Origin of the sequence: Paracrocinitomix mangrovi (genome assembly GCF_019740355.2) — a bacterium.
Lineage (GTDB): Bacteria > Bacteroidota > Bacteroidia > Flavobacteriales_D > Crocinitomicaceae > Paracrocinitomix > Paracrocinitomix mangrovi.
In genome coordinates, this window is record NZ_CP091819.1 from 4,289,127 (window position 1) to 4,301,770 (window position 12,644).

The 12,644-nt window shown below is 34.1% G+C and carries 8 protein-coding genes; 7 read left to right on the forward strand and 1 reads right to left on the reverse strand.

Annotation, left to right across the window (positions count from 1 at the left end; genetic code table 11):
- Positions 1-144: 144 nt before the first annotated feature.
- Both mdh and K6119_RS19060 read left to right on the forward strand, forming a co-directional pair.
- The gene (gene mdh / locus K6119_RS19055) at positions 145-1,077 is read left to right on the forward strand and encodes a malate dehydrogenase (RefSeq protein ID WP_221834686.1); all 933 of its coding nucleotides are present in this window, start codon (positions 145-147) and stop codon (positions 1,075-1,077) included.
- A gap of 249 nt (positions 1,078-1,326) precedes the next feature.
- Positions 1,327-3,012: a transporter substrate-binding domain-containing protein gene (locus K6119_RS19060; RefSeq protein WP_255715321.1), complete on the forward strand. Its 1,686-nt coding sequence runs from the start codon at positions 1,327-1,329 to the stop codon at positions 3,010-3,012.
- 92 nt (positions 3,013-3,104) lie between these two features.
- On the opposite strand, the gene K6119_RS19065 is transcribed toward K6119_RS19060, so the two are convergent.
- Positions 3,105-5,003 (reverse strand): hybrid sensor histidine kinase/response regulator, encoded by a 1,899-nt coding sequence (locus tag K6119_RS19065; RefSeq protein WP_221834684.1) that lies wholly within the window; start codon positions 5,001-5,003, stop codon positions 3,105-3,107.
- Positions 5,004-5,188: 185 nt separating this feature from the next.
- Here K6119_RS19065 and K6119_RS19070 point away from each other — a divergent pair, with 185 nt between their 5' ends.
- The 5 genes from K6119_RS19070 to K6119_RS19090 all read left to right on the forward strand — a co-directional run bounded on the left by K6119_RS19070 (position 5,189) and on the right by K6119_RS19090 (position 12,490).
- Positions 5,189-6,691, forward strand: coding sequence for an alkaline phosphatase PhoX (locus K6119_RS19070; protein ID WP_221834683.1), 1,503 nt, complete (start codon positions 5,189-5,191; stop codon positions 6,689-6,691).
- Positions 6,692-7,087, forward strand: a complete 396-nt coding sequence (locus tag K6119_RS19075; RefSeq protein WP_221834682.1) for a hypothetical protein — start codon at positions 6,692-6,694, stop codon at positions 7,085-7,087.
- Positions 7,088-7,168: 81 nt separating this feature from the next.
- The gene (locus tag K6119_RS19080) at positions 7,169-8,122 is read left to right on the forward strand and encodes an ABC transporter ATP-binding protein (protein WP_221834681.1); all 954 of its coding nucleotides are present in this window, start codon (positions 7,169-7,171) and stop codon (positions 8,120-8,122) included.
- Between the two features lie 54 nt (positions 8,123-8,176).
- Positions 8,177-8,983: a helix-turn-helix domain-containing protein gene (locus K6119_RS19085; RefSeq protein WP_221834680.1), complete on the forward strand. Its 807-nt coding sequence runs from the start codon at positions 8,177-8,179 to the stop codon at positions 8,981-8,983.
- A 135-nt stretch (positions 8,984-9,118) separates the two neighbouring features.
- Positions 9,119-12,490 carry a SpoIIE family protein phosphatase gene (locus K6119_RS19090; protein WP_237828060.1) on the forward strand — a complete coding sequence of 1,124 codons (3,372 nt, stop codon included), beginning with the start codon at positions 9,119-9,121 and terminating at the stop codon, positions 12,488-12,490.
- The last annotated feature ends 154 nt before the right edge of the window (positions 12,491-12,644 follow it).

Sequence of the window (12,644 nt, forward strand, 5' to 3'; positions counted from 1 at the left end):
ATAATTAATCGATTTTTTTGACCTATTCTATTATTTCTTTTTCACTAGCAGTAAATAAGGGCGAAAAATTCTTAAATTCGTTGCCTGTCTATTTATTGAGACAAAAGAATTTATCGCTTATTAATCTTTAACATTTTAACCAGTATGAAAGTTACAGTTGTAGGTGCAGGAGCAGTTGGAGCAAGTTGCGCAGAATATATCGCAATGAAAAACTTTGCTGCAGAAGTTGTACTATTAGATATTAAAGAAGGATACGCAGAAGGTAAAGCAATGGACCTTATGCAAACTTCTTCATTGAATGGTTTTGATACCATGATTACGGGATCTACCAATGATTATTCAAAAACAGCTAATTCAGAAGTTGCTGTTATTACATCAGGTATTCCTAGAAAACCGGGAATGACTCGTGAAGAGTTAATCGGAATCAATGCAGGAATCGTAAAAGAGGTTTCTTCAAATTTGATTAAACACTCTCCAAATGTGATCATTATCGTTGTATCAAATCCTATGGATACAATGACTTATCTTGTACACAAATCAACTGGTCTTCCTAAAAACAGAATTATCGGAATGGGTGGAGCACTAGATTCAGCAAGATTTAAATATAGATTAGCTGAAGCTATTGGATGTCCAACTTCTGATGTTGACGGAATGGTAATCGGTGGACACTCTGATGTTGGAATGGTTCCATTGATTGAAAAAGCAACAAGAAATTCTGTTAATGTATCAGAATTCCTTTCATCAGAAAGAATGCAACAAATTGTTGAAGACACTAAGGTTGGTGGAGCTACTTTGACTAAATTATTAGGAACTTCAGCTTGGTACGCACCAGGTGCTGCAGTATCTGAATTGGTTAAAGCTATTGCTTTAGATTCTCAAAAGATGTTCCCTTGTTCAGCTTTATTAGAAGGTGAGTATGGATTAAACGACTTGTCAATCGGTGTTCCATGTATTCTTGGAAAAAACGGAATTGAGAGAATCGTTGAAGTTTCTTTATCTGATGCTGAGAAAGCAAAAATGCAAGAAAGCGCAGAGGGAGTTAAGAAAACAAATGGTTTGCTTGAGGTAAACGCTTAAGTAAATTCTAAATATTGATAAAGCCGTCTCTAAATTATTAGGGACGGTTTTTTTATGGATGCATTTTGTCTAATTATCGAATAATAGGGCTTTTTTTTAATTTAAATATTAGTTTAGTTCTCAAAATCAAGCAGTTTTATTAAGATTCTTTCATTCATATCAGTTCTTATTCTATTTCAATCATTTGGTCAAAATGATCAAATAATCTTTACGCCTGAAGAACAAAAATGGATAGAAGAACATCCGATAATTCCACATGGATATGATCCTGAATGGAAACCTATAGGTTTTGCAAATGATAAGGGAGAGTTTTCAGGGATTTCAGCTGACTACCTTCAGCTAATGGAAAAGAAGATAGGTGTAGATTTTGTTCCTTATGACGGGATTGAAAGTTGGAGTCAGTCACTAGAACTTTTACATAACCAAGAAATCTATTTTTTACCGGCACTTGCTCAAAATGAAGAAAGAAGCAAGTTTTTGGATTTTACAGAAGCTTATTTGGCATATGATTTTGTAATTGTCACTAGAAAAGAAGGTGAATTCATAGGGCAATTAGAAGATTTGGAAGGAAAAAAAGTAGCTGCTCCTGAAAATTATTATATCACAGGATTGTTAGAACAAGAGCAATTTAAAATGAACTTTGTGTATAAATCTGGGGTTCAAGAATGCTTGTGGGCGGTAGCAACTGAAGAAGTAGACGCAACAGTGGCTAATCTTGGTGTAGTCAGTCATTATCTGAATTATAATGGCTTTGAAAATCTGAAAATCGCTGCACCTACTGACTATCCGAAAATTGAAGTAAAAATGGGGGTGGCAAAAGGAAATCCTGAACTCGTTAGTATTTTGCAAAAAGGAATCAATGCTATTTCTCCAAAAGAGAAAAATGAAATTGTCCAAAATTGGGTCTCAGTGCAATTTGAGCACGGAGTAGATATGGCTCGAATCTGGAGAATAGCTGGAATTTCAGCTGGGGTTATCTTGTTGATCTTTGGTAGTTTTATTTATTGGAATAGAAAACTTAAAAAAGAAGTTAGCTTAAGAAAAGAAGCAGAAGGTCAATTGAGATTGTCTTTTGACGAAATCTCCGAGCAAAAGAAAATTATTGAGCATAAGAATGAAGAGGTGTTGGATAGTATAAAGTATGCTAAGAGATTACAAGAAGCTATTTTACCTCCTACAGAGATGATTAACAATAAATTTCCCAACAATTTTGTTTTGTATTTGCCAAAAGATATTGTGGCAGGTGATTTCTATTGGATGGAATCTGTTGAAGCAAACGAGGAACATGGAGAAATCAATTTAATTGCAGCTGCTGATTGCACGGGACATGGTGTGCCTGGAGCAATGGTTTCAGTAGTTTGTTCCAATGCGCTTAATCAATCTGTATTGTCTCACAACCTAATTAAGCCGGGTCAAATTTTAGACAAAACCACTGAGCTGGTTGTTGAACGATTTGAAAGAAGTATAGAGGAAGTTAAGGATGGAATGGATATTAGCTTGATTAGTGTCGAATATAAATCTGAAGGGAAGGCTGTTGTGTGTTTTTCAGGAGCACATAATAATGCATGGATTGTTACAAAGAGGTCAAGTATAGGGGTGGAATCTAATGTATTGAATCAGGGAGATTTTTATTTACATGAAATCAAAGCAAACAAACAACCTGTTGGGAAGTATGAAAACTTGAAGCCTTTTGATACAACCGAAATTGAGTTAGAAAAAGGGGATACAGTTTATTTATATTCTGATGGATATGCAGATCAATTTGGAGGTGAACAAGGTAAAAAATTCAAGAATAAGAGTTTTAAAAACCTGATTTTAGATGTGGTGGACAAACCACTTAATGAACAGAAAAGTATTTTAGAAAAAACACATGTAGATTGGAAAGGAGCAATGGAACAGTTAGATGATGTTTGCGTAATTGGTGTGAGAATATAATTCGAACATCAATTTAAGCAGTTTATCCTGACCGCGTGTCGCAAAAGCTTTAGCGGTGGCGCAGCCTGTCGAAGGGTAATTGGTGTGAGAATCTAAAGACATTCAGAAATCATATTCTTTAGAATCCCAATATTTATAGGTTTAGAAATATAATTACTAGCACCTTCATTTAACGCTTTCTGTTCTTCTTCCCTCATTGCATATCCCGTTTGAATAATAATCGGTAGATCAGGTTTGAAAGTTTTAATTTGCTTCATGGCTTCATAACCGTCAATCCCTTTCATATTTACATCCATTAATACAACGTCATAATCATTACTTTTGCATTCTTCAATTGCCGCTTCACCTGAATGAACTTTTTTAGGTTTCATTCCATTTCTGCTCAATACTTCATATAAATACAAGCAATTAATATGATTGTCATCCACTATTAAAATCCTTTTATCGGTAAGCTCTTTGTCTAAGTCTGCTTTTTTAGGATCCAATACAATTCGGTTTATAACTCGTAGAGGAATACGGAAAGTGAAATTGGTTCCTTTTCCAACTTCTGAGGACACATTAATTCTTCCTCCCATCATTTCTACCAAAGACTTTGAAATAGATAATCCTAAACCTGTGCCGATTCCTCCTTTAGGTTTAACTTGAGCAAAACGCTTAAATATTCTTTCTAAATCTTGTTCACTTATACCAATACCACTATCATTCACATAAAATTGTATGGTATTCTGATCCTGATTAGTTCTATATCCAAAATTTATAGTACCTACATCTGTAAATTTAACGGCATTAGAAAGTAGATTGAGTAATACTTGTTGAATTCGCAATGGATCTGATTCAATAAAAAACTCTTTCTGTTCATTTGCAAATTCAAGTTCAATATCTATTTTTTTGTCTCCAACACTTTGTAGGATTATTAGTTTGATGTTGTTTAAAAGCTGATGGAGATCAAAAACTTGAACTTGAATACTTAATTGATTGGACTCAATTTTGGAGATGTCAATAATATCATTGATAATGTTCAACAAATTATCTCCACTAGATTTAATTATCTCTAAATACTGCTGACGTGATTTGTTATCCAAAGAGCTATCTTTCAATAAGAGATCAGCAAATCCTAAAATACCATTTAAAGGCGTTCTGATTTCGTGACTAACATTGGCTAGAAATGCTGTTTTTAATTGATTGCTTTCTTCCGCTTTTTTTCTTGCTTCCTCTAGTGCAATACCCATTTCCATCATTTGAGTAACATCTTCTGTAACACCAATACAACGGACCGCATTTCCTTCTTTATTGTATTCAAATTCGGCTTTCTCTTTTAGCCATTTCAATTTTTCATTGACTACAATTCTGTAAACTATATCGTAAGGTTCTCCTTCTAGCGCTTTTTCCCAGCTATCAATTACCCTGTCTTTGTCTTCAGGATGAATAAACTCTTCAATTGTGCCATCTACGATTTTGACACTTTCATCCAATTCAAAAATTTTATACGTCTGTTTGGTCCAGCTTATTTCTTTTGTGACCAAGTCCTCATCCCAGGTTCCAATGTTTCCAATTTCCTGAGCTTTTTCTAAATAATACTGATTTACTTTTAACGATTCTTCAATTCTTTTTTGCTCAGTAATATCTTGTGATACTCCTACTGCTCTTACTGCAATTCCATCCTCATTAAACTCAAATTCACATTTTTCCTTCACCCATTTCACCTTGCCATCAATTAGAAGTCTGTGTTCAATGTTGTAATTGGATTTTCTTTCTAGGGCTTCTGTCCATTTTTCATTGACAAAATCTTTGTCATCCGGATGTACTTTTTCTAGAAAGAGTTCATAAGTTAGTTCAGTATCAGGATCTACATTAAATATGATGTAGTTTTGCTTGGTCCAATACAACTGATTGTTGAGCAGATCTAAATCCCACGTTCCTATTTTTCCTATTTCTTGCGCTTTTTCAAGATAATAGGCTGTATTAATAGAGTGTTTTTCGGCTAAAGACATTTATAGAATAGTAGCGTTTGATTTTCCTATGTTTAAATATAGAACATTCAGCTTGAAAAATATTAATAATTAATTCATTATTTGTTTGATTTTCAAAAAGTAATTGGCTGTTTGTTAAGCGATTTTTCTATAAAAACTTCTTTTTGTTTTAATGAAAAGCTTATTTTTGGCCTCCCCAAATTGAAATGAAAAAATTAGCTTTTTTAATACCTGCAATGCTTATGCTGTCTTGTGGTGGTAAAAACCAGCAAGACGAAAGTCAAATTACGGAAGATACTCTTGTTAAAGAGGAAATAGTGGATACTACACCGCTTTTTAACTCAATAGCTTCTAATTTCAATTCTACAGATCTTCTTTTGCCTGAGGGGTTTACATACACTGTGCTTTTTAGAGAGAAACATGATTTGGTGACAAGAGCTGATGGTCAAAAATTTCCCGCAAAAGGAAAACATGACCTTTCTGTTTTTATTCCCTCTGAGGATGATCCTGAAAATAAAGGGATTTTATATATCTCTCATGAAACCAATGAACCACATGCAGATTTAGGTGATGGCGGTGGAGCCACAGTAATGGATATTGAAAAAATAGATGGTCATTGGAAAATAACATCTGAGTTTCATCACATAGATTTTGGAAGTGTTGGGTTTACAGATAGAAATTGCGGTGGAAGCTTAGGTCCAAACGGAAATGTTTTTTCTTGTGAAGAAACTTGGGGTTACGACAACGAGTATTTCACCAAAAGAGGATTAAAAGAATATGATTTTGGAAATGGAAGGCCAATGTGGCAAAACATGGGGTATGTTGTAGAGGTAGATCCAAGAGAAAGAAAAGTGGTGAAAAGACATCTAACCATGGGTAAATTAGTACATGAAGATGTTGCTATTACTGCTGATGGAAAAACATGTTATATAACAGATGACTACGATCCGGGAGTGTTTATGAAACTAGAGATGGAGCAGGCAAATGATTTTGATCACGGACAACTTTATGCCTATAAACAATCTGAAGATGGGCAAAGTGGAGAATGGTTGAAGTTGCCAATGGATACAACTTCATTGGCTAATTGTAGAAAGATTGCGGTGGAAATGGGAGCAACAATGATTGTAAGACATGAATGGATAGAAGAAATTAACGGTAAATATTATATCTCAGAAACAGGTAAAGATTACATGGACTGGGACGCTTCAATTAGTAGAGGAGGAACCATACCTTATTGGGTGAAAAATTCTCTTACTGATGAAAATGGCCAAATGGATGATCCTTTTGGAAGAATTTTAGAGTTTGATCCGTCGAATAATAAGATGGTTTCATACCTTGAAGGAGGGATGTTTAGCGATTCTTTAGGATGTTTCTCCAACCCGGACTGTAATACTTCCGTTTCTTTTGGTAACAAGACCTATTTGGTGATCAGTGAAGATATCAATGGTTACGACAGAGGTAGAGTAGATGCGTTAGCCGAAGAAGATAGACAGTATTATAATGAAGTCTATTTTTTGGATATGAGCATTGAAAATCCTACTGTTGAAGACTTACTGAGATTTGCAATTGCTCCAAAAGGTGCTGAGACAACAGGTGTAATATTTTTACCTGACGGATCCATGATCATGAATGTTCAACATCCATCACCGAGAAATCCGGCTCCTTTTAATGTGTCTTGTACAGTTTTAATTGAAGGTTTTAAAAAGTAAATGAAGAAGGTTTTATTTGGGATATTGACAATGATGGTTTTTGCAGTTACAAGCTGTGAATTAGGAGGGAATAAACCTTGTCTTGAAGAAAAGGCCACTGCAACTGTAATTGGAGAGTTTCCTGATAGTGTTAAGGTAGGTGATAATCAAAAAGTTGGCGTTAAATTTTTGGCTGAAAATTCTTGTGGAGAATTCAAGCGTTTTGATATTACTCAATCTGACAATTCTTTTGAAGTGAAATTGATTACAGAGTACGAAGGATGTAACTGTAATTTAGTATTTACTGAAAGAGAGGTGGAATTTGAAATTGATATCGACTTTCCAGGAGAATACCAGTTTAAATTCTGGCAATCTGACGGTGATTACGATACCCACCTGGTCAGAATCTACGAATAGATTTCCCATTTTTCATGTGAATAAGTAATTAATGTCCTTTCAATTTAAAGGATGGTTCGGCTGTATCTTTGAATTTGAGATATGTCATCAATCCTTTCTATAAAAAACCTTTCTGTAGGTTATGATAAAAACAAGGTTGTAAAAAAATGCAACTTTGAACTTCAAGCAGGTGAAATTGCCGTTATTCTCGGTGCATCCGGGGATGGTAAAACAACTTTACTGAAAGCAATTGCCGGTTTTTTACCACATCAAGAAGGAGAAGTAACTTTTAAAGGAGAAAAGATCAAAGATTCAACTCAGAAGCTGATTCCGGGAAATGAAGAAATTCGTTTAGTTAATCAAGATTTTGAACTGGATGTCTACCATACAGTAGAAGAGAATATTAAAAACCGCTTGTTGAGGTTTGATGGTGATTATCAAGAGCAGAGGGTGAAGAGTATGTTGCGAATTACCAAGTTAACAAGGTTCAGAAACTATAAAGCACTTGAGATTTCGGGAGGTCAACAGCAGAGATTAGCTATTGCAAGAGCCTTGGCAGATGAACCTGAATTATTGTTACTGGATGAACCTTTTAATCAATTAGACTTTCAAACAAAGAGTAAGATCTCAAATCATATCAGAAAATACCTTAAGAAAAACAATATTGCTGCTCTAATGGTTACTCATAATGGAATTGAGGCAATGGAATGGGCAGATAAAATCATTTATATGGAAAAAGGAAAGATTAAACGTATAGATGAGCCTCAGGCTTTTTTTGAACAGCCTAGTAGCAAAAGAGAGGCTAGCTTTTTTGGTGAATTAAATAGGCTAAAAATAGGAGAGGAAGAATTGTATTTCAGACCCAGCTTTTTCTCGTCTGAAAAAACTAAATCCTTTTCTAAAGCCCTTCAAGTTGACTTTGTTCAAAAGCAAAATTTAGGTTGGTACTCAATTTTTACTTTCGTTTTTAAAGGACAAGAATTTAACCTCTTTTCAACTGAAGATATTTCCGGATTAAGTAAAATTTTTATTAAGCCGATTAACTTTATTGATTAAAAATTCGTCTTTTTTATTTATATTTGACTAATTTATTGTCAATTAGTATCAATTATGATAGGTGAAAATCTGAAATTATTAAGAAAAAGAAGAAAACTTTCTCAAGAAGAAATTGCTATTGAGCTTGGTTTAACGCGTTCATCATATAGCGGATATGAAAATGGAGTTGCTGAGCCCAATCTTTCAACACTCATCAAATTCAGTTCATTTTATAATATCTCATTGGATAAGTTGATTAAACGAGATCTAGGAAAGGTTTCTGAAAATGAGTGGGATAAAATTGATAAAGGTATTGAAGCTGATGTGGAAGGAAAGAATCTTCGTGTCTTAGCAATGACTGTTGACAATGATAATAATGACAATATTGAATTGGTTCCTGAAAAAGCTCGTGCAGGATATACTTCAGGTTTTTCAGATCCTGACTTTATTTCTGTCCTGCCTACTTTTCAATTACCTTTCTTAAAAAAGGATAGAAAATATAGAACTTTTCCAATCAAAGGTGATTCCATGCCTCCTGTTAGTGATGGCTCTTTTGTAGTAGCTGAGTATGTTGAGAATTGGAGTAACATCAAAGATGGATATCCGTATATAGTAGTAACATTGGATGACGGAATCGTATTTAAAAATGTTTATAAGCGTTTATCAGACAGCCAAAGTTTCCAATTGTGCAGTACAAATCCTGCGTATGAACCTTACGAAGTGCATGCAAATGAGATAGTTGAGATTTGGAAATTCGTTAATTACATCTCCTCAGACCTTCCAACTTCAGAATTTAAAGAAAGTGAGCTCACTAAAGCTATTTTGGAACTTCAAAAAGATGTAAAACATCTCAAAAACGTGTATATACCTAAAAAGGGATAATTAACGTTAATAATACACTTCCCAGAGTAAGATTTAGTTGAAAACCAATATCTTTACCCTGTTATGATATTGCGTTTTTCACTCACCTTGATATTGTTATTGAGCTTTTTCGGTTTTGCTCAACAGCATAGGTATGTGAATTTCAAAAATATTGATACTGAAGTTTTTGGTACAAAAGAATTTACCTATCAAACCTGGCTAGAAGATGGTAGCTTTTTAGGTAAAACTGAATTCGGTCTATTACATCATAATGGTTATTCAGGAAAAACATTTATTCCTTCAAAAGATGGAGGAAACACAATCCTTTCACAAGACATAGTTTCTATCTCAAACATCAGAGAAGATGAAATTTGGATTGGTTATTTAGATACCTGTGCCGTTACTAAAATCAACACACATTCCTGGCAATTTGAACACTTTTATATTGATGAATTAAATCTTGATACTGTGCAAGTAGGTGCTGTTGTGAGATTTAAAGTGGACAAAAATGATCAAATGTGGTTATGCACCTGGGGAAGAGGACTTATTAAATTCAATGAAGGTAAAGGTGATAATAAGATGTACATTTTTAATAGCGATATTGAAAATGGAGAGCAGCCAAAAGAAGAGGCCGCCTGGTATATTAAGGATTTAGCCATTTTAGAAGACAATCAATTCTTTGTTACTTTTTTTAAAGGAGGCGGGGGTTCTTATTCTTATCCAGGATTTTTTAATCCGGAAACAGAAGAATTCAGTAGGATTGATATCAAAAGTTTTATAAAAGACGAACCAAAGGATTTTCAAAACAAAATTGAAATAGCCATTAAAATTATCCATTGGGTTCATAGAGATAATAATGGAAAGTATTGGTTAGGATCTTATAGTGGTGTGCTATTATTGGATTTGGAGAATGAAAAGATTGAAAGAGTATATAAAGCTGATGCAGATAGAAAATTGCAAAATCAAGTCAACCCTTTAAATTATGTTGTTTCTGGGAATCAACTTTGGATTTCAACATTGAATCAAGGTGTGATGGTAGTTAATATGGATAATAAGAAAGTGAATTTCTATTATTCTGATCCTGTTAACTCCAATAGTATTAAAGAAAATAAAATACTCTTTATAAGTAAGGACCCTGAAGGTAATGTCTGGATTTTAAATGGTGCCCATAACGCCAGTGTCTATGTTCCTTTTATCCACAACTTTAGAGTAATGTATTGGATCAATATGGATCTAAAATACACTAATAGTTCTGCACAAAATATTCCTGTGAATCAGCTATATGTTAGAGATTCTGACGAGATCTTTATTTCAAGTGGAGCAGGCTTGATGATATATGATTATGAAGATATGGCCATGAGGGATTTTATCGATAATGATGAAATGTCCTATGTGCATGACGTTCAAAGAGGAGTTGAAAATTTTAAACTGGTTGAAGATACTATTTTCATGTGTGCCGAATTACGTCCCACTTTTTATGATTTTAAAAACAGAAGAAAGATTCAGTATTTTGATCAAAAAGGTCGATTTATTGTCGCTTTTAGACATGATGAAAGTGTAAACAGGTATTTAGGGATTTTTAGTTCTAGAATGGGGGATAGAATAGTAGAGTTTTTTCCTGAAACTAAAACCAAAAAAGTTGTAATGCAATTCCCGGATGATTTCAAAATCAACGAAATATTCTCCTTCAAGACCAATCAAAATAATTGGATCTTTTCTGAGGCTAATGGTCGTTTTGTGATAGTGAATCCACAAGACAGTTCATATTTATTATTTAGTCCCTCAAGAGCCGAATCATATTTTCCGGATAGTACAGTGACATCTGTTTTGATCAATGATAATGATATGATGTATGTAGGAACAAAACAAGGTTTCTACACTTTTAATGAGTTGACGCATGAATATGAAGATATCTCATCAAGTGTCGGATTAAAAGAAGGGGAGGGAGTGAGTTCCATGGTGAAAGATAACCTTGGTAGAGTTTGGATAGCCCTTCAAACTGAACTTGTATGTTGGGATCCGGTGAGTGGAGGCTATTATAGATATGGAAAAAATTTAGGAGTAGAAGTTTCTAATTTTTTACCTGCAATTGGTCAAAAAGATGAGCAGGGTAATTTGTACTTCGCCTCTATGTATGGAGTTTTAATGTTTAACCCTAAGGATGTTATTGTTCCGCATAAGGAGTTGTTGATTGAATTAGATGAAGTAAAAATCAATAGCGAATCGTTGAATAATAATGAGATTAGGTCATTAATGGAAGGGGAAAAACAGTTTCATTGGGATCAAAATTACATGGAGTTTAAATTTTACACCAATCAAGTTTTTCAGCTTTCTCCACATCAATTTGATTACATGCTGGAGGGATTAAATATTGATTGGATATCAAATGGAGCAAATAACGTAATCAGGTTTGACAATCTACAATATGGAAAGTATAAGCTGCTGGTAAAAGTGAAAAATGCTTATAACGTTGAGAGTAAAATTTTGGAGATCCCTTTTGTAGTTAAAAAGCCATTTTGGTTTGAATGGTGGTTTTATGTTTTAGCTATTCTAGCATTTTCAGGAGTTGTTTATTTACTCGTTAAAGGTAGAATTAACGCCCTTAGAAAACGAAGTGAATTACTTGAGAAAACTGTTGAGGAAAGAACTGCAGAGGTAGTAGAACAAAAGAAAGAGGCAGAACGCCAAAAAGCAGATGCAGAGCATCAAAAGGAGATCGTAGAAGAAAAGCAAAAAGAAATTACAGATAGTATTACTTATGCTAAAAGAATTCAGGATGCCATTATGCCTTCTGATGAACAATTTAAAACCAGCTTGCCAAATTCATTTGTTATGTATCGTCCAAAAGATATTGTGGCGGGTGATTTTTATTGGTTGGTTCCTTTAAATGAAAACAATGTTGTTTTTGCTGCTGCAGATTGTACTGGGCACGGTGTTCCTGGAGCAATGGTATCTGTAGTTTGTAATAATGCGTTGAATAGATCTGTTAGAGAGTTTAAAATCACGGATCCGGGTAAAATATTGGATAGTACCAGAGAATTGGTAATTGATCAATTTGAGCAGACAGCTACAGAAATACATAATAATCATCCTCAAGAAGAATCAGAAAGTTCAGAAACCATTAAAGATGGAATGGATATCTCCATTTGTAAATGGGATAAGATGTCGAATAAACTTTTGTGGGCCGGTGCAAACAATCCTATCTGGTTAATTAGAGATAATGAATTACAAGAAATAAAGGGAAATAAGCAACCCGTAGGAAAATTTGATCCTTCTGAACCGTTTACCACTCATGAACTGCAGTTGCAGGAAGGTGATAGGTTTTATTTGTTTTCTGATGGTTATGCTGATCAATTTGGTGGAGATAAAGGAAAGAAATTTAAATCTTCTTCTTTGAAAAAATTATTGATGGATATTCATCAGTTACCAATGAATGAGCAGCTAATTAAGCTTGAAAAAGAATTTGATCTTTGGAAAGGTGATTATGAGCAATTAGATGACGTTTGCGTAATTGGTGTGAGAATATAATTCGAACATCAATTTAAGCAGTTTATCCTGACCGCGTGTCGCAAAAGCTTTAGCGGTGGCGCAGCCTGTCGAAGGGTAATTGGAGTACGAGTATAATCTATAAAGCAATCAAAAAAAAGCAGGATGATTTCACCCTGCCTTCTCCTATAATTTT